The sequence below is a fragment of the uncultured Collinsella sp. genome, assembly GCF_959026545.1.
In the GTDB taxonomy this organism is placed as follows: Bacteria; Actinomycetota; Coriobacteriia; order Coriobacteriales; family Coriobacteriaceae; genus Collinsella.
The window spans coordinates 18,831-43,947 of record NZ_CAUFLV010000002.1 but is presented as its reverse complement, the minus strand read 5'-3'; the positions used below and the strand labels follow the sequence as shown (position 1 = coordinate 43,947).

The following is a 25,117-nucleotide window of genomic DNA, read 5'->3' as shown; positions in this document are numbered from 1 at the left end:
TTGGGGATTTGGGGCTGCTACCTGACAAAACCCGAAATGAATACGAAAAACCTCAACATCTTTGTCGAATCAACGCCGCAATCGACCTAAGCGGACAAAAGCGCGGACGGGCCGGTCCTAAGACCCCGTCCGCGCTTGACTTCACCTGCGCATCAACCGAGATTACCTCGACGCTTCGCTAGTTCTTGAGCGAATTCATGGGTGCCGGGAAACGGCCGCCGCGATGGGCGAACACCGTGCCGGCATGGCTGTTGACCGGCATGATGGGAGCCCGACCGAACAGGCCGCCGTAATCGACCGACTCGCCGACGCCCTTTCCGATAGCGGGGATGATGCGGACGGCGGTGGTCTTGTTGTTGATGACGCCGATGGCCATCTCGTCAGCGATGATGCCCGCGATGGTCTCGACATCGGTGTCGCCAGGAACGGCGATCATATCGAGGCCCACAGAGCACACGCAGGTCATGGCCTCGAGCTTCTCGAGGGAGAGCGCACCAGCCTCCGCTGCCTCGATCATGCCGGCGTCCTCGGAGACGGGGATGAAGGCACCAGACAGGCCACCCACCGAGGAGCTCGCCATAACGCCGCCTTTCTTAACGCAGTCGTTGAGCAGTGCGAGTGCCGCCGTGGTGCCGGGGCCTCCGCACTGGCCGACACCAATGATCTCGAGGATGCGGGCAACGGAGTCGCCGATGGCGGGTGTGGGGGCAAGCGAGAGGTCGACGATGCCCTTGTCGACGCCCAGACGGCGAGCGGCCTCGCGGCTCATGAGCTCGCCAGCGCGCGTAATCTTAAAGGCGGTCTGCTTGATGCGCTCCGCGACCTGCATCATATCGGCGTCCTCGGGCAGCTCCTCGAGGGCGGCTGCCATGACGCCGGGGCCGGATACGCCCACGTTGATGACGGCGTCAGCTTCGCCGGAACCATGCACGGCACCCGCCATAAAGGGCGAGTCCTCGACCATATTGGCAAAGCAGACGAACTTGGACGCGCCCACGCACTCGCGATCGGCGGTGAGCTTGGCGGCATCGATGATCGTCTGGGCCGCCATGAGCACCGCATCCATGTTGATGCCAGCGCGCAGGGTGGCGACGTTCACGCTGGAGCACACGCGGCTCGTCTCAGCAAGCGCACGCGGAACGCAGCTGATGAGACGGCGGTCGGCGTTGCCAATGCCCTTGTGGACGAGCGCCGAATAACCGCCGAGGTAATCGATGCCAAGGGATTCGGCGGCGCGGTCGAGGGCATACGCGAGGGGCACAAGATCTTCATCGGGGCACGCCGACGCGATCTGGGCGACCGGGGTCACCGAAACGCGCTTGTTCACGATGGGGATACCGTACTCACGCTCAAGGCTCTCTGCCGTTTCGACAAGATGCTCCGCCGTGCGGGTAACGTGGTCGTACACCTTGGTGCACATGCGATCCAGATTCTCGTCGGCGCAGCCCATGAGCGATATGCCCATGGTGATCGTGCGAATGTCCAAATTGTGCTCTGAGACCATACCGCGTGTCTCGGCGATCTCCTGGGGCGTAATGGACATGGCGGTCTCCTTTGCGGATCGTACGTTCATGTTTTGCGTTCTCTCTATTTTAGCGCGCGCGCTTTCCCACCTGCGCACCGGAACAAGTGGAAACACAAGAAGCAACGAGATTGCCGCGCGCCAAAATCAAAACCGCACACGCGGACCATGTAGTCGGGTATTCTCGCTCGCCTCGAAATCGTATTTTAAATGCTCACCCACGTGGTCTTCATATGCAAACAGCTTGTCGGACGAGGCTGGGTGCGGTATCGTTGACCTGCAAAAACCGCTCCCGCAGAAAGCGAGTAGATACATGGCACTCACCGGCAAGCAGGTCCGTCAGCTTCGCGCCCTCGCCCATCACCTCAACCCCGTCGTCCTCATCGGTAAAGCCGACGTAACCGACGCGATCGCCAAGCAGGCCGAAGAGGCCCTCGAGGCGCACGAGCTCATCAAGTGCGCCGTCCAAGATGGCAGCCTACTCTCCTGCCGCGAGGCGGCCGACCAACTCGCCGAGCGCACGGGCTCCGAAGTCGTCCAGGTGATCGGTCATCGCTTTGCCCTGTACCGCGTCAGCAGCCGCAAGGACATCGAGCACATCACACTCGATTAATTACTCGATTACCTGCTCGATCAACTCAAGGGGCGGCCAGCGGGTCGCCCCTTTTTGCACGAGTTCGCTCTGCAGTGGACCCTGGTGACGCTAAGCCAAGAGTTCCACCTCTCTATCACCGTGAATTATCGCCTCGTACGCCATTTGCGTTTCCCTCTCGGGCAGGGAGTGCAGCTCCTGTTCCAGCACATGCACGTGGCTGTTGTACAGTTCGACCACCTCGCGACGACGCCCGCCCTTGTCGTATATGTGCATCGCGGCACGGATGACGTCCTCCCGCAGCGGGGCTTGGCGCAAAGCAGCATCGATAAGCCATGACGCGACGGGCAGATCATCCAGCTCCAGCGCCACATGCGCGCCGCGCATCATGCAGTCCACGAACTTGGTTTGGTACAGGCGCCGCTGCCGCACATAGAATGAGGTATCTCCAAAGTTCGGGACGTACAAGGGGCCGGTATAAAGCTCATCCAGCCGCAAACACGCCTCGATGAGCTGCCTGCCCGTCGTCCTCGCGCGGCCGAGAAGAATGTCCCTGGCAAGAGCATCGAAACGCATCGTATCCGAAACCACATACTCCGTGTTGATGGCAACCCCCTCGCCTTGCGTCAGCACATATTGGGGGCCATCGTCACTTTGGCCAAAAGCCGACCGCAACGACGAAAGGCCGGCGTACAGCGTCTCACGCGCATGAAGATAGTCTTTGTCGGGCCACACCTCCTCTCCGATCTCCTTGCGCCCCACAAAGGCCCCCGCAGCCAAGACGAGGCGGGCGGCAATGATGCACGCCCTCCTGCGTCGCCAGATTGCGTCGGTCGCCACATGGCCACCGCGCTCAACTTGGAATCCTCCAAAGAGCCTCACATTCACCTGGCCTAACAGCAGATCCGCATCGTCTGAGCCCTCCCAAGGCGCTTCGCCTTCCCGCGGCGCGGGCTCCGAATCCATTCCGGCGGCCATCGCATAATCGCCGGGGAGCACCCGGGTGATCAGCCCCACCTTATCGCCCAGCACGGCGACCGCCTGACGGGCGAACGCGGTGAAGCCCTTGGTGAGCAGCATCTTCTTGTTCAGCGAGCACCATGCGCTGAGCTCCGACGATCTATGGGCCGCAGCGAGTCTCAACGCAGCCGTCCAAGCCTCGGCCGGTGTCTGCGCCGGTTCTGCAAGATCAAGCAGGTCCGCTTCGCCATCAAGTGCCATACGGGGTGTGTCGGCGAGATGCGCACAGCATTCGAGCATGCGAGCCCATGCCATCACCACACGCTGGTCCTCAGTTGCCAATTTGAGCACCTGATGTGCGCGAAACAGGGCGTTGGAGCATTGCCCGAGAACAAGGGCCTGCCAACCCTCTCCCACCAGGCAGAACAATTGCGTCGCAAGATCCGAGGTGCGAACGGAAAGCGTGCCGGCATCGATGAACGCGCGCTCATCGGCAACGGGAAGACCGGAGAATAATCTGCACGTCGCGGCAACCATGCGAATATGCGTGGCTATGGGCGCTACCTTGCGCTCCAAAAGCCTCGTCGCCATCCTTTGCATGTTCGCATCCATCGCTCGGACATCGCCCATATCCCCACACATCGCATCGACGAGTGCACGATCGCACGCAAGCAGCACCCGAGGAATGGATACTCCTTCGCCGGACAGCTCAGTAAAGCCCTGTATGTGACTTTCGAGCGTGACGTCCCCAGATCCACCGATGAGCTCCGCATATATCCTGGCATGAAGCTCTAGATCTTGGGATGCGACGGTCGCATGCCCCTGCGTGAACGCGGCGTCGATCTCGGGCAGGCCGATGCCCCTACAATCCTGCCACATGTTGCACAAGGCACGTGCTTGCGCCCATGACTCCGGCGCAACCTCCCCTTTGATCTCGTTCCTCCTGCGCCTGAGCTCACTGCCCAATGCACGGGCGAGACGAAATTCCCCGCTCATCAATGCCGAGAGATACAGCGCCAGCACGCCTCCCACTGGCGTCGACGCCGCGGAGACATCCCCCATCGACTCCATCATGTCGCGCACGAACGCCACATTGCCGCTCAACGCAAACGAAGTCGGGTGCTCCGTCAGGACCCCCAGTGCATCCTCGGTATGTTCGAGCATGCCCGCGATGCGCACGGCACGGTCGACGTTGTCCGCCGCCATGAGGATCTTGATGGCACGCACCGCGAAAAGTGGGCGTGCGCGCGTCATCTGACAACATAGCTCGCCCATTGCCTTGCTTCCCTGCACCAGACAGCGATACGTCCCCTGCTCAACATCCACTCCGAACAACGGGTATTCGCGCGCGATGCGCGACCAGCTCTGCACGCGCACACGCATGCCGATGCGCTCGAAGTCGCGGAGCGATCCCGCGCCCGTCAATACGAGCAGGCAAGCCGTTCGGTACAGGGAATCCCTTCCGCGACGCATCTCCTCGAGCGCGCCCCGGTACAACGCCGCGGCTGCGCGAGAAAACGCCTCCAAGCTCAGCTGCCGACCGTCGACAATGCCGAGCATCGCGACGAGCGCGGGTATCCCCTGGGTCAAATCGTACACGTCGAGCTCACCGGAGATTCCGAGCATCCGCGTCCAATCCGAGTATTCGCGCGGACGGACCACGAGGGCCTGAGGCGTGACTTTATAGGCATCGCCCATACCGTTCGCGAATGCGCGATTGCCAGGAAGGCACGCCAGCAAGAATTCGAAGCCCCTCCGATGAAGCGAGCGCATCCTTCCCGCAACTCCTTCGAGTGCCGCGCCGTGGAGCGTTGGAAGGTTGTCGATTGCAACCAGCGGGCGCATGCGGGCATCAAGATGCATCTCCAACTCTCCCAGCAGCCCATACAGCTCCTCGCCATCCATCCCCGCCGCATCGATCATGCGTGCGACGCCGCGACTGGAGTCCCGTTGGACCTCCGCCACGCGCTGGCAAAGCAGGGTCGTCTTTCCAAACCCGTCGGGCGCTATCACAATGGTCGCACTGACCTCGTTCGTGCGCAGCTTAATGTCCCTCAAGATGCGAGCACGATGGACGGCTCTCCTCAGCGTTGGAACTGACACCCCCTCTTGGGCTCCACCCGTCTCACCCTCTGGTGCCTTCTGCTCGGTTTCGACCAAATCGCACGTCTTTACCTGTGCCATATCCGCTCTCCTTTTTCCGATACCGCTCGTCTACAACGGTACGAAACGTCGATGGCACAACGTCAGGTATATGTCTGATCGCTTGGCATTGCGTCAGATGCGTGTCAGGTTTTCCGCAATTCCAGGCCAACCTCCCGTTCTGTATGAATTGTGGCTATATTTCTATCTTTGCGCATACTTTCTGCATTTCATATCGCTGTAGGCGCACTTTACGTACCCCCTATTCATTTTCGAAGATACCTACAATTCCGTCAGTGTTGAAAGAAGGCGGACAGACGGCAGATTATTGTCGGGTCGCCGTAAGGTTGGAGCATCTCGGCGTATCCCTCATGTGGATAACTCCGCATGCAGCAAAGCCCGCGTCGCCATGAACGGCGACGACTCGATGCGCAATGACAGGAAGGGACGCCCCTCGCCGCACTTCTGTAATCCCTATGCGAAAGGCCGAAACGTAAAGCGCAGTTTACGTTTCGCTTTTTTGCGCGGGCATGCTCGTAGCATGAATGAGAGCTCGCAACATACCCTGGGCAGGAACATCTGCGCCATTCGCAAAGATCTCGGCCTGTCAAAGGTCGATTTCAGCTTGCAGCTCGGCATCAGCCGGGTCACGCTCGACCTTATCGAACAGGGACGCGATAACCTCAAGCTCTCGACACTCGACCGACTCGCCTTCGCCCTCGGCAAAGAACCCTGGGAGTTGCTCCGGTAGCCAAACCCTGGTGCAACAAAGCCGCTTCGATCCCGATGGGAAAGTCACCTACAGGCGTTCCTCCAACACACCTGTGCGATACGCCTCAAGCAGGGCGCGCAGGTCGGCGATCTGTTCGCGAATTTGCACGCCGGTATCGGTGTCGCTCACCATACGACGACGTTCGGCGACATCGAACCGATCGGTCTCGCTCACGATATCGGCGTTACGTGTGAGCACCGCCTCAACGCTCTCGAATGCCTGATGCGCCTTGAGGCGGCACCCGCGTGAGCTCGAGATCAGGGTGTACCCCGCAATCCCCGTCTTAGGATGATATACGCTGCAAAACCCTCCATCGATCACCAAGAGGCGTCCGTGCGCACGGATGGGCTGCTCGCCCTCGGAGGTGTGCACGGGCGTATGCCCATTTATGATGTGTCCCGTTCCGGATGCCAAGCCGAACTCCGCCATGATGGCGTCACAGGCGCCCTCGTCGCGCGTCAGCTCAAAATACGGATCCATGGGTTCTTGCCAGCAGGAAGGGTCATCGATATACGTGCGCTCGAACGTCTTGACCAGGCGCCCGCTCGCAGGGGATTTCATGCCAATCCACAGGTACCACATCCAATCCAGGGCATCCTGGTCGTGCGTACGCCATGCGCGACGGGCAATCTCATCGCAGAAGTCCAGGTAGTCACGACCGCTCCGCCACGTGCCCAGGCAGTTCATGCTCGAAAACGTTCCATCCTCGTTCATGGGAACGCACCCGTGGAAGAGCAGGTTGCGATTATGCGCCAGATACATGGATCCGTGGCTGTACAAGATGTTGACGTGGCGATGCAGGTGATCCGCGGTGGTGAACTCCGCCACCAGGCGGTCTACAATGTGCTGCTCGTCCTCGCTCAACTCATAGGGGCGCTCTGGGTCGAACGTGGGGAAATCGCACGTCGCGAGCGCGTAATCCCGACCATCCGCCAGTCGGACCGTACCCGCCTCCAAATCAATGCGCTCCAACAGCAACCGATCGTGCATGTCAAAGCAGGCATGACGCATGATGATCTGGCCTTCGAGCTTGAAAAGCAGGACGTTCACGGCCTTCATGAGTGGCGTGAGCGTCGTCGCCAATCCCGACACGCCCTCGGGAACCGGACGGTACGTACGCTCCGCGAACGCGACGAGCTCGCGCAGGGAGATGCCGTAATCGTTCTCGAGAATCTCGTAGTTCCCATAGCGCAGGTTATTCCTCAGCACCGTGACGATGCAGGCGGGCTGGCCCGCTGCGGCACCCATCCATAGCAGGTCGTGGTTACCCCATTGGATGTCGAAGGAGTGGTAGCTCGAAAGCCGGTCCATGATCTTCGAGGCCCCGCCGCCGCGGTCAAAGATGTCGCCCACCAGATGCAGATGATCGATAACCAGGCGCTTGATCAGGTCGGAAAGCGAGCAGATAAAGTCCTCACCCGCATCGGTCTCGAAGATCGAATCGATGATGCGCTCGTGATAGCGGACGCGGTAGTTGTTCTCGTCCGGGTGCGTGTGCAGCAGTTCGTCGATAATGTAGGCGTAATCGTGGGGAATCGCCTTGCGCACCTTGGATCGCGTGTACCGGCTGGAAAGCGAGCGCGTCACCACCAGCAGGCGGTCGAGGGTGGTCTTGTACCAGCTCGGCGAATCGAGGTGCATGCGATGCGCAAGCTCGAGCTTCTCGTGCGGATAGTAAATGAGCGTGCAGAGGTCCGCCTTCTCCTCCTCGGCGAGCGTGTCGCCGAAGATGTCGTCGACGTGCTCCCGTACCACGCCCGAGCAGTTGTTCAGGATGTGCAGGAACGCCTCGTACTCGCCGTGCAGGTCGCTCATGAAATGCTCGGTGCCCTTGGGCAGGTTGAGGATTGCCTGCAGGTTGATGATCTCAGTGAAGACGGACTGCTGCGTGGGGAATTGCTGGGAAAGAAGACGCAAGTACTTGAGGGATTGGTCGGTCCGACCGAACGAATTCACGGTTATTCCTTCCCGCTGGCTGGCAGAGCGTTCACGCCCAGCTTAGCACGGGACGCCGCGGATTCACGATTTGTCGACGTTGCGAGCGAGCTTCTCGGCCACGCGGTCCACGCCCTCGCAGGCGGGGCAAGCCGCGTGCCCAGACGAGGAGCAGCTGGAGCATGACCCGCTGCACGATCCCGCGCTCGCGCAATCAGCGCACGTCCCCTTTTTGCGAATACGACGCACGACCGCGATGAACGCCACCGCGACCAACGTGAGAATCACAAAGTCGATAGCCGACATACAACTCCTTTTTCTAAAGACAAACCCATCATGCCCGAAATCGGACGTTTTTGTAACGAAATCCGAAGGCTCCTACGTACAGGCCCATTTTGCGCACTTGCCAACTGGGGTTTTGTTGGCAAAAACAGGGGTCTACTCGAGCTGTCAAAAAACTCGTTACAAAAACGCCGTATTTGCGGCAAGCGGATGCCCGAGCATGCAAGCATGTCCGTCGAGCACCGCGTCGAAACGAGCCGCGAGCCCGCACAGGCAGCCGGATTGCATCCCAACCATCACGGTGGATAGCTGCACATTCGACCCAGCTGCCAAAAAGGGGCTAAGCCTTTGTGGCGCAGGCGCATCCTATGCCCGCGTCATCCCACGCATACGAGGGCATGGGGCGCACGAGCTGGAACACAATCGCCACAGCGAATGCGACGGCGACGATGGTCCACACGCCGACCACGCCGGTCGCCGCTAGGTAGAACTGGTTGATCATGAGGCCGACCACCCAGGCGAAGCCGCACTCATACCCGAGTGCGATGGCGGTCCACTTTGCGGAGTTCATCTGGGCACGGATGGTACCCATGGCGGCAAAGCACGGAGCGCACAGCAGGTTGAACGCGCCGAACGCGGCAATGGCGCCCGCGCTGGGGAAGAGCGCCGCGAACGCGGACCACAGGCTCGGGTCGGTCTCGGTGGCGTCGGTCAGGTGCAGCAGCGACGCGGCGGTGGCCATGACGTTCTCCTTGGCAACGAGACCCGTGACGGACATTGCCGTGGCCTGCCAGGTATCGAAGCCGAGCGGGGCGAAGATCCAGCTCACCGCACCCGCAACCATGGCGAACAGTGAGTGGTCCGTGAACTCCTCGGGGATTCCCGCCATGGCGGGCAGGTAGCCGAAGGCGCCGTCGAACAAGCCGAAGTTGGACAGGAACCACACCACGATGGTGGAGGCGAAGATGATCGTGAAGGCCTTCTTGACGTAGGCGCTCACGCGCTCCCACACATGCAAAGCCCAGCTGCGCGCACTCGGCATGTGGTAGCTCGGCAGCTCCATGACGAAGGGCGTGGGACGACCGGCGAACAGACGCGTCTTCTTGAGCATGATGCCGGAGACGATGACCGCTACAACACCGAGGAAGTAGAAGAGCGGCGCGATCCACGTGGACTCGGCGTCGCCGATGAGCGCGCCCATGACGAGCGCAATCACGGGCAGCTTGGCGCCGCACGGGATGAACGTCGTGGTCATGACCGTCATGCGGCGGTCCTTCTCGTTCTCGATCGTCTTGGTGGCGAGCACGCCGGGCACGCCGCAGCCGGTGGACACCAGCATGGGGATGAACGACTTACCCGAGAGGCCGAAACGGCGGAACACGCGGTCCATCACGAACGCGACGCGAGCCATGTAGCCGCAGTCCTCGAGGAAGGACAGGAGCACGAACAGGACGAACATCTGCGGGATGAAGCCGAGCACGGCGCCCACGCCGGCCACGATGCCGTCGCAAACCAGGGAGATGACCATGTCGGATGCGCCGGCGGCCGTGAGCCAGCCCTCGAACAGGGCGGGCACGCTCGGCATAGCGGCACCGAGCAGCTCCCAACCATCGCCGAAGAGGCTGTCGTTCACCCAGTCGGTCATGGCGGTGCCGAACGTGGAAATTGCCAGGTAATACACGCCGAACATGATCAGGGCGAAGATGGGCAGGCCGAGCCAGCGATTCGTGACGATGCGGTCGATCTTCTCCGAGGTGCTCATGCGTGCCGGAGCGCGATGCAGGCACGCATCCACGATATGCGCGATCACGGCGTAGCGCTCGCCGGTAATGATGGACTCGGCGTCATCGTCGCAGTCGCGCTCGCACGCGGCCACAAGCTCCTCGATCCGCTTGACGGACGCCTGCGGCAGGGAGAGCTCCGCCAAGATCTCGGCGTCGCGCTCGAACAACTTGACCGCGTAGTAGCGGCGCTTGCCAACCTCGACCGACGCGGGAATCTGCGCCTCAATCCGCTCGAGAACGCCCTCGATCGCGGCGTCGAAGGCATGTCGGCATGCGGTGGCCTCCGACGTCCCGCATCTCGCCGTGGCGGCCTTGCGGGCGGCGGCGATGAGCTCGTCCACCCCCCTGTTCTTGAGTGCGGAGATCATGACGACCGGGCAACCCAGGCTCTTCTCGAGGGCGGAGACATCGATCCGGTCACCGCTCTTCTCCACGAGGTCAGCCATGTTGAGGGCCACGACCACGGGCAGCCCCGTCTCGATGACCTGGAGCGCGAGATACAGGTTGCGCTCAAGGTTCGTCGCGTCGATCACCTGGATGACCACGTCGGGTTCGCCGCTCATAAGGTAGTCGCGGCTCACGCGCTCCTCGGGGCTATACGGGGACAGCGAGTAGATGCCGGGGAGGTCGGTGATGATCACGCCCTTGTCGCGCGACAGGGGTGCTTCCTTCTTCTCAACCGTGACACCCGGCCAGTTGCCCACGTACCCGTTGGCACCGGTGATGAGGTTGAATAGGGTGGTCTTGCCGCAGTTGGGGTTGCCGGCAAGCGCGATATGCAGTGTTGGATTCGCCATGCGATCCTTCTTCTCTCTTGGCTTTGAAACGTATTCGTTGCTGAGTTCGCCCAGGTGAGGACGGGAGCGATTTCACGAGATGCTGATCGGTTGCGACTCAATGCACCTTTTGGAAATGTCCCCGTTTCCCTCTCACTTGTTAGATATGGCTAACTCTACCGATATGACAATGCGCATCCGGCGCATCAGACGACCTCGACGATCGCGGCCTCCTCTTTGCGGATGGACAGCTCGTAGCCGCGCACGGTGATCTCCACCGGATCGCCCAGCGGAGCGACCTTCACGACCTTGAACGGCGTGCCCTTGATGAGCCCCAGGTCCATAAGGTGACGGCGAAGGGCACCGTCGCCGTGGAGCTTAACCACCGTGGCACTATCCCCCACCTCTACTTCTGCCAGCGTTTTCATACTTCCCCCTTTCTGCAGATCTTGAACATCCCGGGCGTAGGCGGTCTCGTCATACCGATCGAACGCACAGAGGTCTCGGGCGTACCCGTGAGCACAGACGCACCGGTGTGCCCGACTCCGTTGCACGATGCAAGCCTCACACGCGCGGCTAGGCCGCCATGATGTGCTGTGCAACCTTGGCGTCAATGCCAAACCGTGCCCCCTTAACGAGGACGATGATGTTCGACCCCGATGATGAGACGACATGCACCTCGGCTCCATCGACGAAGCCGATCTCCTGCAGGTGGCGCTTCATGTCCTCGTTGCCGCGAACCCGGCATACAGTGACCGTCTCACCAGCTCGTACCAGCGACAACGGCAAAGTCTGACCAATCTTCTGCATGACGAAGCACCTCCATTGGAATGTTCACCTAAGTAAACTAACACAACGGAAGCACATTGGCACTAGAAAGTTTGCCATCTGTTACATTTTTGAAATACCTCACTCTTTTGAGGCGTTCAACTGCTCATGCGTCACTTCACACCAGTGCTGCAGGTTGCATCGGAATAACACGCAATCACTTCTCGCGGGCGTTGACGGGCGCGGCACAACGGACCCACATGCCACTTCTCGCCAGAAGTTGAGGTTTTTCGTATTACTTTTGCGAATTGGCACGTACACCCTCATTTGAGTCGATAAAACCGCAGGTCGCGTTGGGACATAATCGATCGCTACTCAGAAGTATGCAAGAACAGTACGAAAAACCTCAACATCATGTGCCAAGCGTGAACAAAAGAGAGGAAAGGAGGGGGCTATCGACCGAGCAGTCCCATAATCCGGCGCTTATGGACGAGGAACGTCTCGCTCACGGCGAATTCGGCGCGGGCGGAGCGGGGACAAGCGATGAGCTCCTCCCCCACGATGGTGGTGGGCACTCCCGCCTGGGGGTTTCCGCGCATCACGTAAATGTGATCTGCCAGCATGATCGCCTCATCGATGTCGTGCGTCACGATAAGAGAAGTCGTGCCCATGCGCTCGGCGACGTCGAGGAACCACGTGTGCATGTCCGCCTTCGTGAAGGCGTCAAGTGCCGAGAACGGCTCGTCGAGCAGCATGAAATTGCGTGAATACTGGTAGGCGCGTAGCAGGGCGGCACGCTGGCGCATCCCGCCCGAGAGCTCACTGGGCCAGCGCATCTGCGTACCTTCAAGCCCAAACGTCTCAAAGAGTCCCGCGACCTGGACACGTGCCTCATCGCGAGGGACACCACGCAGCACCAACGGCAGCGAAACGTTGTCGATAATGCGCTTGTGCTGCAGAAGTAGGTCTTTCTGCAGCATATAGGATAGGTGCCCTGGGCTCCCCGTGATGTCCTCGCCATCGAGCAAGACCCGCCCCGATTGTGGAGAAGAAAGCCCTGCCACCACGTTGAACAGCGTGGTCTTGCCACACCCGGAAGGGCCGAGTAGGCAGGCGATCTGCCCAGATTCGACCGTCATCGAGATGCCCTCAAGGATATCGACACCGTCGAAACCCTTTGACACCCCCTGTATTTCCAAGTGCGCCACTTTAAAATTCACTCCCTCTGAGCAAAGCGCGGCTTTGGGGGGCAGTTTTTCGCTGTTTTTCGAGTATCCTGCATCGTTTGCAGAAGAAACCGCAGGTAACGAATACCAGTAAACCTTCCCCAAAAGCCGCTCTTTGATCTCATGCCCTATCGAAATGCAAGCATCCGCCGATACCGCCGCGCTACGACAAGAACTGGTCTGTCATGCCGGCACCAGGCTCAATCGCATCGGCGAAGCCCTGGTCGCCCACCCACTCGAAGAACGCATCCCAGCGGTCCTGGTCAATCACGCCCCAAGCCTCTGCATCGGCCTGATACTGCTCGGCCAGGTACGTCTGGCTCGCAACGACCAACTCCTTCTCAAGCTCCGGAGCAGCCTTCAGCAGGATCTCGGCCGCACCCTCGGGATCGGCGATGCAATCCTCGTACCCACGGCGGGTCGCATCGACAAAGGCCTGCACCATATCTGCATCCTGCTTGATGACATCATCGTTGGCAATGATCACCGGCGTGTAGTAATCGAAGACCGAGTCGATGTCGGCGAAGGCGAAGTAGTTGGTATCGAGGCCCGCGAGCTTGCACTTCTCGCCCGCCCAGGCCCAATAAATCCAAATCGAGTCAACCTGATCGGTGGAAAGCGCGGTGACCTCGTCGGTCACCGTGGAGGGAATCATCTCGACCTGGCTGAAATCTCCGCCGTCCGTCTCGACGCAGCGCTCGATCACGCCCTGCTCGATGGGCATCTCCCACGTGGCATACGTGTGACCTGCCATCTTGGCGGGGCTCGTGATGCCCTTGTCCTTCATGCTGATGATGCCCGAGGTGTTGTGCTGGATGATCGCAGCGATGGCCGTCACCGGCAGCTTGTCATCGCCGGAAACGTAGGCTGCCATGGTGTCCTGGAAGCTCACACCAAACTCGGCGTCGCCTGCGGCCACGAGCGCATCGGCACCGTTCTCGGGGGCCTGCACGATCTCGACCTCGAGGCCCGCCTCTTTGTAGTAGCCGCGCTCCGCGGCAACGTACACGCCCGTGTGGTTCGTGTTGGGCGTCCAGTCCAGGGCAAAGGTCACCTTGCGAAGGCCGGAGCCCTCTCCCGACGAGGAACCGGATCCTTGGGAGCTACCACCGCCGCAGCCCGCAAGCGCCAAAACGCCGGCAGTGCCTAGAACCGCGGCACCGGCGCCCAACGCCGCCCTGCGTGAAACAATCAGGCTGTTTTCATCTGTAAACATGGAAAACCTCTTTCTAAAAAATCATTGCGATATGGTGTCGATCAGCAAATGGGCAGGAATGACGAAAAATCGCTTCAAAACGAGGGGTATTTTCGACATTCCTACCCCTCTCGTCCACGACGGCAGGCACACCACGGCGACGGGTCCCTTACGGCTCACGCGACAGGCGCTCCCAGGGCATGAGCGCGCGGCGAAGCGCATCCACTACCCACATGAGCACCAAGCTCAGACCGGAAATCAAAAAGATCACCGCGAACATCTTGTCGAACGAATACGCCTTGCGCACCCGCGTCATGTACACGCCCAGACCCGAAAAACCGCCGAGCCACTCGGCAATCACGGCGCCCACGATGGCATACGCCGCCGAGATCTTGAGGCCGCTAAAGAGCTGCGGCAGGGCGGCGGGCAGCTTGACGTGGTGCAGGATCTGCAGGCGCGAGGCGCCCATGGCACGCATGAGGTCGATCTCGTCCGGGTCGACGGAGCGCAACCCCTCCAGCAATCCCACCGTGATGGGAAAGAACGTGGCGACCACGATGAGCACCACCTTGGGCAACATCCCGTAGCCAAACCACAGTACCAACAGCGGTGCGATGGCGACGGTCGGGATGGTCTGAGTGAGCACCACAATGGGGTAGAACGCGCGGTACAGCAGATCGAAGCGATCCATCGCAAGCGCGGCGACAAAGCCGAGCGCGACGCCGGTGGCCAAGCCCATGCCCGCCTCGGCAAGCGAGGTCGCGGCGTGACCCGCGAGCAAGGGCCAGTCATCTACGAGCGCCCGCACCACGCGCACCGGACTCGGCAGCATGAACGGAGGCACCAGGCCTGTCGAGCATGCGAGGTGCCACAGCCCAAGCAGCGCAACGATGGTCAACGGTGCCACAAGCTTCGTGAGCATCGCAGACCGCGTCCGGGACCCCGCCTTGCATTCCAGATGCGCACCATCAGCGACATGAACCTTGTTCATATCCGCACTTCGTGTCGCCGGTGATGCGGAACCATCGCGAACGTCGGTACCCCCGCACGCCTTGGTGCTCGATGTGCCCGCGTCCTTACGCATCGTTCTCGTGGTACTTGGAAATCTTCTCCTCGGTGGTGAGGACGCCCTCCTCGGGTGCGAAGAAAATCTTGACGTAGGTGGCGACCTCGGGCGCGCCCGCCTCGACGCAGATGCGGTTCACGCCCGCGACGACCTCCATGCACAGGTCGTAGTCGCCCTGAATGGTGGTCTCAAAGGGTCCCACATATGCGTCGGGGAACTTGGTCTGAATGTAGGCGATTGCCTCGTCGACGATGCGACACACCTCGTCGTTGCCGCCCACGCGCTGGGGCAGGACCTGGATCGCGACGCTTGCCTCCATAGGCCTTCCTTTCCGGGGTCACAAAAAAGCGGGCCCCTCATCTCCGTAGGGGCCCGCTCGCATCTGTTCACTCGGAGCAAGGCTGCTCAATCCCTACGCCGGCATTACCCGGATCAGGTTGTGGGTCGAAGCGGTGCGGGAAAGGCGACGACGCTGCATATCGCCGATGGACGCGCGGCACCCCGCGATTGACGGGCGAGCGCATCCGCTCCCACGGGCTTCCTCTCAGCCGGCCTCCGCCAGCTCCCCGTTGGTACACAGGTGAGTATAGGACAACAAGGCGCTGAGGGACAGCCAGGACGCGCAATTGAAGACCGCCCTCGCTCGCATATCTCGCCGGCTCGTGCCGAGAGTGGCCTTCAGCTACGAAATCGAGACGATTTCGCGACCGAAGGCCGCATTCGATTGAAGACAGGAAAGACCTCGGAAACCCGGGAGCCCTTTCGGGCAGAAATGGCGACGATGCGCCGCGGCGTGATGAAAACGCTATAGATGCGAGGTAATGATCGTCATGTCGCCCGTGAGCACCAGCTCATCGCAGGCGGAAAGTGCCAGCAGGTGACTACCCTTGACGACTGGCTCGCCATTGATCGAGCCGTCGCCCTCGATGACGCTCACGCAGGTGAAGGGGAAGGGCGTCGCGAACTTCAGCTCACCGTCGACGCGCAGGCGCTCTACGGTGTAGCAGTCGTTGGACACGAGCACCGTTACGCCGTCGACCTCGGGCGCGGTGATCTCGCCGGACTCGGGCGCATCCATGGCGTAGTCGATGACGTCGAGGGACTGCTCGAGGTGCAGAGGACGCAGTTTGCCGTCGTCGCCAGGGCGATCGTAGTCGTACACGCGGTAGGTCACGTCGCTCGACTGCTGCGTCTCGAGGATCACCGTGCCGCCCTTGATGGCGTGCACGCAACCGGGGTCGATCTGGAAGAAGTCGCCGGCGTGGATCGGAATCACGTTGAGCAGCTCATCCCAGCGGCCCTCTTCGACCATCTGGGCGAACTCCTCGCGCGAGCGCGCGTTCTGACCGACGACGATGGTGCCGCCTTCGTCGGCGGACAGGACGTACCAGCACTCCTTCTTGCCGAGGCTGCCATTCTCGTGCTCGCCGGCGTACGCGTCGTCGGGATGCACCTGGATGGACAGGTCGGCGGCGGCGTCGATGATCTTCACGAGCAGCGGAAACACGTCGCCCTCGCAGTTGCCGAACAGCTCGCGGTGGTTGGCCCACAGCCAGGAGAGGGTCTTGCCGGCGGACTCGCCCGTGGCGATGACGTCATCGCCGTTGGGATGCGCGGAGATGGCCCAGCACTCGCCCACGGGGCCATCCGGGATGTCATACCCAAAATCGCTCGCCATGCGGCGTCCGCCCCAGATCTTGCCCTTGAAATCGGGCACGAGCTTGATGATCGAATCCATCGCCTACATCCTCTCCTGCGAATCGACATTCGGATCGAAGGCACGCACGCCCGATCCGACCTCTATTGTACTCACGCCCCACTACGTACGCTGAGAGAATCGACGGCACAGCGCCGCGGGGCCTCCGCACGCACCCCCCCCCAGCGTCACAGGATGGCGGAATCGCGCGAAGCGATGGGGCGCACGCGGCCGATAGGGTCCCGTAGGCCAGGCACCCCCATCATGATGAACCCACGCTTCTCTCGCGTACGTTTTATGTATACCTATTCGGTAGGTATTGATTGATGCCCTGCGGGAACCATGTGAATACGGGCGCGCGAAGGCGCCCACCATCCGAAAGGAGCTCGCATGCCCCGTATCCTCATGATCGTCGGTTCGCTGCGCAAGCAGTCGTTTAACCATCAACTCGCACGTGAGATCGAACGCATTATCGGCGATCGCGCCGAGGTCACTTTCCTCGATTGGGGCGATGTGCCCCTCATGAACCAGGACATCGAGTGGCCAGCCCCGGAGGCGGTGCAACGCGTTCGCGACGCCGTACTCGCCGCCGACGGCCTGTGGTTCTTCTCGCCCGAATACAACTACCAGATTCCGGGAGGGCTCAAGAACCTCCTCGACTGGCTCTCGCGCCCCCTCGACGAGCATGACCGCACCAGCCCGTCCGCCATCAAGGGCAAGCGCGCTGCCATCAGCGGCGTTGGCGGACGAAACGCCACCGCCGGCATGCGCAAGGATCTAGAACGGCTGTTCAGCGCCATGGGTGTTCAAATCATCGGCGGGCCGAGTCTGGGAATCTCCCTCACGCCCGAAGAGTGGAGCAGCGATGTCCTGACGCCGGAACCAGGGACTCTCGGTGCCCTTGGGGCGGCCGTGGACGACTACCTGGCAGCGCTCGAGCGCTAATGCAACAAAAGCGCGTTTTACGGGGGCGCCGCGCGGCCATCTAACTGGCCGCGCGGCGCCATCCGATATCCTTACGGCACCGTGCTCGTGTTAGAAGCAGGGAACCCCGTGTTAGCCCTCGAGTGCTCTGGCGCCCAAGGCGATGGCACCAAGCACGCCCTGGTTGCCGTCGCAGGCGGGCGACACGATATAGGTATCGATATCCGCGAGCTCGGGCGTCGCCAGATACCCATTGATTTGCTCGAGTACCTTGGCGCGCACGCGGGCCATGAGTTTGGGGGCGTGATCGGGCACGCCACCGCCCAACACGATGCGCTGCGGCGAGAGTGTATAGATATACGTGCATATACCTTGGGCGATGTACGTGCTCTCGAGCTCGAGGAATCCTTCATCGTCGGCCATGTCGGACGCCCGCTCCACGCCGTACCGGGCGACCACGGCGGGACCGGCGGCGAGGCCCTCGAAGCAGCTCTCATGACTCGGGCAGTTGCACGCGACGCCCTCATCGCCCGGCACGCGCGCAAGCGCGATATGCCCGGCCTCGGGATGCAGCATGCCGTGGAGCAGATGCCCGCCAACGTACACGCCCGCGCCAATGCCGGTGCCCACCGTGATGTAGATCACGTTGTCGAGGCCCTTGCCCGCACCGTATATGACCTCGCCCAGGCATGCACCGTTCACGTCGGTGTCGTAGCCGCAGGGTACGTTGAGCCCACGGGCCATTTCGCCAAGGAAGTCATAGCCGCGCCAAGCGATCTTAGGCGTTTGCAGGATGTGACCGTAGTCGGGCGATTTGGGATTGACCGCCGTGGGACCAAAGGCAGCGATACCCAGAGCGGCGATCCCCTTATCGGCGAACCACTCGACCATGGCGGGAACCGTCTTCGCTGGCTCCTCGGTGGGAATGCTCGCACGTTCCACGATCGTTCCATCGGCATAGCCGGTCGCCAGCACCATCTTGGTGCCACCCGCCTCGATCGCACCGATCAACTGCTGGTCCATAACGCCCTCCCTCGGGTCGGCTTCATCCGTCACCCCAGTATAAAACTCCAATACCCGTCCATATGGTCAACGGAGGTGATTGGTACCTCATTTGAGGAACAGGCACTAAATTGAGATACGAACATGCGAGCTACCCCAGGCGCAGCCCGACTCCTTATGTCATCTCGGCGCCATCATATACAAATATCGATAATCTGTACCAAAATCAACGTCGGCGAAGACATTTTTGAGAAACAGACGCGATTGAGACTCCCTAAGCGATGCCACGCGATGACGATATTGGACATATTTCCATTATTTGTTCGTCTTCTTTAGAACCACCGGCGCCGAGAGTTCCAACATCGCGCCCCATTGGTACAAATTGTCGTTATTTGTAAGATGGGGAGGCGGCCAACTGGCTGCCTCCCCATCAAGTGCAAGATTTGAACCTCAATTACGTGTCTGTCCCCAAATTGAGGGGCAAGGTCGGGCGCCTCGCGCAGCCGCTCGGTTTTCCAGGTGCCCCAGATCGCTCTGAAAGAGGAGGGCGCACGCCTTGCGTGCGGCGCCCGACGATTGAAGGGCGAGGTGGGGTGCCTGGAAAAGCGAGGCTACTCCAGGCGCAGGCCGACTTCCTTGAGCTGCGCTAGGCTCACCTCGGACGGAGCCGCGGACATGAGGTCGGAGCCGCTGCTGGTCTTGGGGAACGCCATGACGTCGCGAATGGAGTCGGTGCCGGCAAGCAGCATGCACACGCGGTCGAGGCCGAGCGCGAAGCCGCCCATCGGCGGGGCGCCGAACTCGAGGGCCTCCATGAGGAAGCCGAACTGCGCGCGGGCGCGCTCCTCGGTGAAGCCCATAAACTCGAGCATCCTGAGCTGCAGCTCGGAGTCGTGGATGCGCATGCCGCCACCGCCGGCCTCGAAGCCGTCCATGACGAAGTCGTAGGTGCAGGAGCCCATCTTGAGCGGGTCCTCGTCGAGCAGGTGCAGCTCGTCGATGTGGGGCAGCGTGAAGGGCTGGTGCTCCGCCTCGTAGCGCTTGCCCTCCTCGTCCCAATGGAACAGCGGGAAGTTCACGACCCACAGGAAGTCGTGGCCCTCGCGCGGGAGCTCCAGCGCGTCGGCCATGTGACAGCGCATGCCGCCGAGGATCTCGTTTGCCTCGAGGCGCGGGCCGGCGGCGAACATCACCAGGTCGCCGGGCTCGACGTCGCAGCGGCGACGGAGCTCGGCCATCTCCTCGTCGGTGAAGAACTTGACGATGGGACTGTTCATGGAGCCGTCCTCGCGGAAGGCGATCCATGCCAGGCCCTTGGCACCGAAGGTCGCGGCGACCTTGGCGAGCTTGTCGATCTGAGCACGCGGCCAGCTGCCGGCACCCTTGGCGTTGATGGCCTTGACCACGTGGCCCTGCGTGTTCGCGGCACTGGCGAACACCTTGAAGGCGGATCCGGCGAACACGTCGGTGAGTTCCACGAGCTCCATGCCAAAGCGGGTGTCGGGCTTGTCGGAGCCGTAGGTGTCCATGGCGTCCCAGTAGGAGATGCGGCGCAGCGGCGTGGGCATCTCGACGCCCACCTTGGCGAACGCGTCGGCGAGCACGTCTTCGAGCTGCGCCATGACGTCGTCTTGCTCCACGAAGCTCATCTCGATGTCCACCTGCGTGAACTCGGGCTGGCGGTCGGCGCGCAGGTCCTCATCGCGGAAGCACTTGGCAACCTGGTAGTAGCGCTCGACGCCACCGACCATGAGCAGCTGCTTGAGCAGCTGCGGGGACTGCGGCAGGGCGTAGAAGTTGCCGGGCTGCAGGCGGCTGGGCACCACGAAGTCGCGAGCGCCCTCGGGCGTGGACTTGAACAGGGCCGGCGTCTCGACCTCAGTGAAGGCGCGGTCGTGGAGAGCCGAGCGGATGGCGAAGGTGAAATCGGAGCGCAGGCGCAGGCGCGCGGCCATCTCCGGACGGCGGAGGTCCAGGTAGCGGTAACGCAGACGCGTGTCCTCAGCGGTTTCGATGCCGTCCTCGATCTGGAACGGCGGGGTCTTGGAGCGGTTGAGCACCTGCGCGTGGTCGACGAGGACCTCGATCTCGCCGGTGGCGAGCTTGGGGTTCACCGCGTCGTGGCCGCGGTCGCGCACGATGCCGTGCACGAGGATGGGCCACTCGGGACGCATGGTCTCGGCGATCTTGAAGGCGTCGCCGTCGGAGTGCTCGGGGTCGAAGTTGATCTGCGTGATGCCCTCACGGTCGCGCAGGTCGCAGAAGATCAGGCCGCCGTGGTCGCGGCGACGGCTCACCCAACCGGTGAGGGTAACCTCCTCGCCGATATTGGCGGAGCGGAGCTCGCCACAGGTGCGGGTGTGCATGGAATGCATGTTGGCGGGGTTGGTGGTGCAGTCTTGTGCCACTGCTTCCTCCTTGTTGATCTGTGCCGCCCCGTGCCGTAAGCGGGCGGCTGGTGTACAGACTGCCGGGGCGCGTAGACAGCGCGGCTCGGCATATCGCGAACACGGATTCCGGCTGCCGGGATCGACGATGAAATCGCCCCTCGCCACAGCGGCCCTCCGCGCGCGACAGCTCACTAGGATAGCGGAAAGCAGGGCACTCCATCACAGAAGAGCGCCCGGCTCACGCGGTCTTAACACGCTGGGAACATTGGAGGGTGGGGTCGGGCATGCCAATGGCAGAATTACATGGCGGCAAGAGCCCCGAACGGTTTGCCCAGCAGGTCAACCGCCCCAACACCCCGAACATCAGCTCACGAGGTCAACGGCGTCAACAAGTTCCACTCGATCAAGCCCATGCTGCCCACCCTCTTTTTGAGAATCTGGATTCATCATATCACGATTATATAAATCACGATTTGATACATTATCGGACCTACATAGACTGAAACCGAGCCGACACGTTCGACATTGCAACAGCCATCGCTTGTGTGCACATGGGTCTAATCCAGCTCCATTTAAATGGTTGGCAATGTTCCCAAATCTGACATTAGGAACTTCCACCATTCGACATTAGGAGCACATGAGCAGGGAGAATCCGCTGCTATAAAGGGACAATGCGCTGTCACCGGACGACGGACAGGCCCTATTGCCGGTCGGCGGCCCTGCTCTTCTCGAGGATGACCCGCGGGGAATCTTTTTCCAAGCCGGAGAAGAACTCGATAACGGGAATGTCCAGACCATTTGCGATCAGGACGAGATAGTCGAGCGAGAAGTTTTGATTGCCGCTTTCAACCTTATTGAGATTAGGACGGCTTACCTCGATTCGCCGGGCAAGCTCAGCCTGTGAAACTTCATGCTCTTCCCGAAGACGGCCGATGTTCTCGCCCACCTTCTTGCATACGTACTCACATGTCTCGTCTCTCTTCATGAGTCCATCGTATTGACTCATATTCCGTACAGTGTCTGATATTTCGTACATACCAGAATTGGGCTACACTGCTGTACTATATATCGTACACATGGAGAAATGGCATGGCTCAGCAGGTCAAATCAAAGCAGCGGGTGCAAGACCACGGCGAGGTGTTTACCAACGAGCGCGAGGTAAACGCCATGCTCGACATGAATCCCAACGCACCCGTTCGCCAGGGACCGATTCAGCAGGTGGAGGCGATGCGGTAATGGCAGCCCCCAAGTACACCCAATATCAGACGCGCTACTTCGCCGAACAACTTTCGCTCAAGAGGCCGCAGTCCAGCGTCGACAATCTCGCGTCCGCAATGTCGGGCACAAAGGTCGATCTCAACCCACACCAAGTTGACGCCGCGCTCTTTGCACTGAGGTCCCCGTTGTCCTCTGGAGCGCTTCTCGCCGATGAGGTCGGACTCGGAAAGACCATCGAGGCGGGACTCGTGCTCTCCCAGTTCTGGGCTGAACGCAAAAGAAAAATCCTGCTCATCGTTCCGGCGTCACTGCGCATGCAGTGGCGACAAGAGCTCACCGAGAAATTCTTTATCGACTCCATCCTCATGGAGGCGACTCCGTTCAATAAGGCAAAGCGTGAGGGCAAGCCCAACCCCTTCGACATCGATGGCCGCGTGGTGATCTGCTCATACAACTTCGCCGCAAGGAAGGATGCCGAAATCCGCACGGTCCCATGGGACCTTGTCATCATGGACGAGGCGCACCGCCTGAGAAACGTCTACAAAAAGAGCAACGTCACTGGTAAGAAGCTCAAGCGCGCCCTAGACGGCCGCAAAAAACTACTTCTCACGGCAACGCCGCTTCAAAACAACCTCATGGAGCTATATGGCCTCGCCAGCATCATCGATGATCACGCATTTGGCGACGCGAGGACGTTCCGAGACATGTATGTTACGGCCTCGAACGTTGATCTGCGGAACAAGAACCTTAAGGACAGGCTCCAGCACATTTGCCACCGCACACTGCGCAAACAGGTAACTGAATACATCCGCTACACGAACAGGCACGCCATCCTGCAGGAATACGCTCCTTCTGCCGAGGAGGAAGAACTCTACAACGGCATCTCCGACTACCTCCAATCAGACAAGCTCTATGCGCTCCCGCAAGGTCAGCGCACCCTCATCACGATGGTCCTGCGGAAGCTGCTCGCCTCGTCGTCGTTCGCCATCTCCGGCACGCTATCTTCGCTGATCGAACGCCTGGAGGGACTACTGGCAGGCGTCGAAGGCGATCTGGATATGAGTGACTACGACGCGTACGGCGACCTTATGGACGGAAATCAAGACGAGGAAGACATCGGCGCCCCCAACCTTGTGCAAGAGCGCGACAAGATACTCCTCGAGCTCGAGCGACTGAACGAGTATGCCTCACTCGCAAACAGCATCACACACAACGCAAAGGGCGATAACCTCCTCTTCGCGCTTGAGAAAGGCTTCGCGAAGATTGAGGAGCTCGGTGGAAAACGCAAAGCGGTCATCTTCACCGAGTCGCGACGCACGCAGGAATACCTGCTAAGGCTGCTCTCGGACAACGGCTACGAGGACAAGATCGTATTCCTCAACGGCTCGAACAATGACGAGGTGTCAAAGCGCATCTACGAGGACTGGAAGCAACGCCACGACGGCGACGGAGCAATATCGGGATCGCGGCAGGCGGATATGAAGGCGGCCGTCGTCGAGGAATTCCGCGACCGTGCCAGCATACTCATTGGCACCGAGGCGGCTGCCGAGGGAATCAACCTCCAGTTCTGCAGCCTGCTCGTGAACTACGACCTCCCCTGGAACCCCCAGCGCATTGAGCAGCGCATCGGACGATGCCACCGCTACGGCCAGAAGAACGACGTCGTGGTCATCAACTTCCTCAACAAGAGGAACGCCGCGGACGTCCGTGTTTACGAGCTGCTGTCCGAGAAGTTCAACCTCTTCAATGGAGTCTTCGGCTCCTCGGACGAGGTCATCGGGTCCATCGAGTCCGGCGTCGACTTCGAGAAACGCATCGCCGGGATCTATCAGAAGTGCAAGACCTCCGACGAGATACAGGCGGAGTTCGACGCGCTGCAGGACGAGCTCGCCGAGAGCATCGATGAGAAGATGGTCGAGGCCCGTCACTCAATCCTCGAGAACTTCGACGAAGATGTGGCAGCCCGTCTCAAGGACTGTCAAACGAGCACCGTCGCCAGCCTAGACAAGTTCAGTCAATGGACGTTGTTCTTCCTGCTTGCCCACGGGGCCGAGCGCGTTACCCCCGAAAACAAGCTGAGATTCCGATTCGGCGGAGACCCGAGCGGGCGTGTGTACAACCTGCAGTGGCGAGACGCTGAGGATGAAGGCGACACCTTCTTGCGTCGAGATGACCCAAGGTATCTTCACTGGATTGATGAGGCGAAGTCCATTGACCTGCCTTTTGGATCGGTCAAGTTCCTTTACAGCAACAGCGACAGGCGAGTCTCTTATCTCGATGAGCACCCTGGGATCAGGGGTGTCATCACGATCGACAAGCTCTCCTACTCCGGCATTGGAGAGGAAGAGCATTTGGTCATCACCGCCGTCACGGACGATGGGCGCCAGCTAGACGAAGACCTCGTAAACACCCTTTTCGAACTTCCCGCCGAATTGACCGATGCGGCGGGTGCCGTTAACGGTGAGGTGGAAGCACTCCGCAAGGAGCGCGTCGAACAGCGTCAGCGAGCCATCGAGGCGGCAAACAAGCAGTACTACTTAGACGAATGCGCCAAGTTGGACGCGTACAGCGAGGACCTAAAGGAAGGTCTCCAGCGCGAGCTGAACGACATAAAAAAGGCGGTCACCGAAAAGAACCGTGAATTCCGCAACAGCACCGACCTCCCCCTAGACGAAATGCTTGCCGTCAAGGACGAGCTGGAAGAGTTGAAGCGTAAGCGAAAGCGGATGCAGCGAGACCTCTATGACCGTGAGGACGAAATCGAAGCACAAAACGAGCAGCTCCAAGCCGAGATGCGCGAGAAGCTTCGCGGCAACAGCGAGCTCGAACGAATCATGACCATTTCCTTTGAGGTTGAATAGGAGAAT

20 protein-coding genes and 1 riboswitch are annotated in these 25,117 nt (G+C 60.7%); of the genes, 5 read left to right on the top strand and 15 right to left on the bottom strand.

Going from position 1 to position 25,117, the window contains the following annotated elements:
- Positions 1-178: 178 nt before the first annotated feature.
- Positions 179-1,543 (bottom strand): PFL family protein, encoded by a 1,365-nt coding sequence (locus Q5Q88_RS01430; RefSeq protein WP_302741355.1) that lies wholly within the window; start codon positions 1,541-1,543, stop codon positions 179-181.
- Between the two features lie 292 nt (positions 1,544-1,835).
- Here Q5Q88_RS01430 and yhbY point away from each other — a divergent pair, with 292 nt between their 5' ends.
- The gene (gene yhbY, locus Q5Q88_RS01425; protein WP_118654423.1) at positions 1,836-2,135 is read left to right on the top strand and encodes a ribosome assembly RNA-binding protein YhbY; all 300 of its coding nucleotides are present in this window, start codon (positions 1,836-1,838) and stop codon (positions 2,133-2,135) included.
- Positions 2,136-2,225: 90 nt separating this feature from the next.
- On the opposite strand, the gene Q5Q88_RS01420 is transcribed toward yhbY, so the two are convergent.
- Complete coding sequence (locus Q5Q88_RS01420; RefSeq protein ID WP_302741350.1) at positions 2,226-5,258, bottom strand: BTAD domain-containing putative transcriptional regulator; 3,033 nt, start codon at positions 5,256-5,258, stop codon at positions 2,226-2,228.
- Positions 5,259-5,757: 499 nt separating this feature from the next.
- Here Q5Q88_RS01420 and Q5Q88_RS01415 point away from each other — a divergent pair, with 499 nt between their 5' ends.
- Positions 5,758-5,967: a helix-turn-helix domain-containing protein gene (locus tag Q5Q88_RS01415; RefSeq protein WP_302741348.1), complete on the top strand. Its 210-nt coding sequence runs from the start codon at positions 5,758-5,760 to the stop codon at positions 5,965-5,967.
- A 48-nt stretch (positions 5,968-6,015) separates the two neighbouring features.
- Here Q5Q88_RS01415 and Q5Q88_RS01410 read toward each other — a convergent pair whose 3' ends face one another.
- From Q5Q88_RS01410 to Q5Q88_RS01365, 10 genes are all read right to left on the bottom strand, one after another.
- On the bottom strand, positions 6,016-7,944 hold the full coding sequence (locus tag Q5Q88_RS01410) for a fructose-1,6-bisphosphatase (protein ID WP_302741346.1): 1,929 nt from the start codon (positions 7,942-7,944) through the stop codon (positions 6,016-6,018).
- Positions 7,945-8,007: 63 nt separating this feature from the next.
- Positions 8,008-8,229, bottom strand: coding sequence for a hypothetical protein (locus Q5Q88_RS01405; protein ID WP_118654420.1), 222 nt, complete (start codon positions 8,227-8,229; stop codon positions 8,008-8,010).
- Between the two features lie 316 nt (positions 8,230-8,545).
- Positions 8,546-10,786: a ferrous iron transport protein B gene (gene feoB / locus Q5Q88_RS01400; RefSeq protein ID WP_302741341.1), complete on the bottom strand. Its 2,241-nt coding sequence runs from the start codon at positions 10,784-10,786 to the stop codon at positions 8,546-8,548.
- Positions 10,787-10,971: 185 nt separating this feature from the next.
- On the bottom strand, positions 10,972-11,193 hold the full coding sequence (locus tag Q5Q88_RS01395; RefSeq protein WP_302741339.1) for a FeoA family protein: 222 nt from the start codon (positions 11,191-11,193) through the stop codon (positions 10,972-10,974).
- A gap of 148 nt (positions 11,194-11,341) precedes the next feature.
- Entirely contained in the window at positions 11,342-11,575 is a 234-nt protein-coding gene (locus Q5Q88_RS01390; protein ID WP_118654417.1) for a FeoA family protein, read from the bottom strand.
- Between the two features lie 410 nt (positions 11,576-11,985).
- Complete coding sequence (locus Q5Q88_RS01385; protein ID WP_294159241.1) at positions 11,986-12,717, bottom strand: ABC transporter ATP-binding protein; 732 nt, start codon at positions 12,715-12,717, stop codon at positions 11,986-11,988.
- Between the two features lie 205 nt (positions 12,718-12,922).
- A complete protein-coding gene (locus Q5Q88_RS01380) occupies positions 12,923-13,975 on the bottom strand; it encodes an ABC transporter substrate-binding protein (RefSeq protein WP_294159239.1) in 1,053 nt (350 codons plus the stop codon).
- A gap of 148 nt (positions 13,976-14,123) precedes the next feature.
- Positions 14,124-14,876 (bottom strand): ABC transporter permease, encoded by a 753-nt coding sequence (locus Q5Q88_RS01375; protein WP_302741335.1) that lies wholly within the window; start codon positions 14,874-14,876, stop codon positions 14,124-14,126.
- 154 nt (positions 14,877-15,030) lie between these two features.
- On the bottom strand, positions 15,031-15,339 hold the full coding sequence (locus tag Q5Q88_RS01370) for a thiamine-binding protein (protein ID WP_118654414.1): 309 nt from the start codon (positions 15,337-15,339) through the stop codon (positions 15,031-15,033).
- A gap of 73 nt (positions 15,340-15,412) precedes the next feature.
- Positions 15,413-15,599: riboswitch (TPP riboswitch) on the bottom strand.
- A gap of 226 nt (positions 15,600-15,825) precedes the next feature.
- Complete coding sequence (locus Q5Q88_RS01365; RefSeq protein WP_302741332.1) at positions 15,826-16,758, bottom strand: type I phosphomannose isomerase catalytic subunit; 933 nt, start codon at positions 16,756-16,758, stop codon at positions 15,826-15,828.
- A 348-nt stretch (positions 16,759-17,106) separates the two neighbouring features.
- On the opposite strand from Q5Q88_RS01365, the gene Q5Q88_RS01360 reads away from it, so the two are divergent.
- Complete coding sequence (locus tag Q5Q88_RS01360; protein ID WP_118654412.1) at positions 17,107-17,661, top strand: NADPH-dependent FMN reductase; 555 nt, start codon at positions 17,107-17,109, stop codon at positions 17,659-17,661.
- 111 nt (positions 17,662-17,772) lie between these two features.
- On the opposite strand, the gene Q5Q88_RS01355 is transcribed toward Q5Q88_RS01360, so the two are convergent.
- The 3 genes from Q5Q88_RS01355 to Q5Q88_RS01345 form a co-directional block, all read right to left on the bottom strand.
- Positions 17,773-18,663: an ROK family protein gene (locus Q5Q88_RS01355; protein WP_302741329.1), complete on the bottom strand. Its 891-nt coding sequence runs from the start codon at positions 18,661-18,663 to the stop codon at positions 17,773-17,775.
- 590 nt (positions 18,664-19,253) lie between these two features.
- Complete coding sequence (gene aspS, locus Q5Q88_RS01350) at positions 19,254-21,008, bottom strand: aspartate--tRNA ligase (RefSeq protein ID WP_302741511.1); 1,755 nt, start codon at positions 21,006-21,008, stop codon at positions 19,254-19,256.
- Positions 21,009-21,732: 724 nt separating this feature from the next.
- Entirely contained in the window at positions 21,733-21,978 is a 246-nt protein-coding gene (locus Q5Q88_RS01345) for a helix-turn-helix domain-containing protein (protein ID WP_233546117.1), read from the bottom strand.
- A gap of 143 nt (positions 21,979-22,121) precedes the next feature.
- Here Q5Q88_RS01345 and Q5Q88_RS01340 point away from each other — a divergent pair, with 143 nt between their 5' ends.
- Both Q5Q88_RS01340 and Q5Q88_RS01335 read left to right on the top strand, forming a co-directional pair.
- Positions 22,122-22,268 carry a hypothetical protein gene (locus tag Q5Q88_RS01340; RefSeq protein ID WP_294159230.1) on the top strand — a complete coding sequence of 49 codons (147 nt, stop codon included), beginning with the start codon at positions 22,122-22,124 and terminating at the stop codon, positions 22,266-22,268.
- Entirely contained in the window at positions 22,268-25,111 is a 2,844-nt protein-coding gene (locus Q5Q88_RS01335) for an SNF2-related protein (RefSeq protein ID WP_302741325.1), read from the top strand. Before Q5Q88_RS01340 ends, Q5Q88_RS01335 begins: the two co-directional genes overlap by 1 nt.
- Positions 25,112-25,117: the final 6 nt, after the last annotated feature.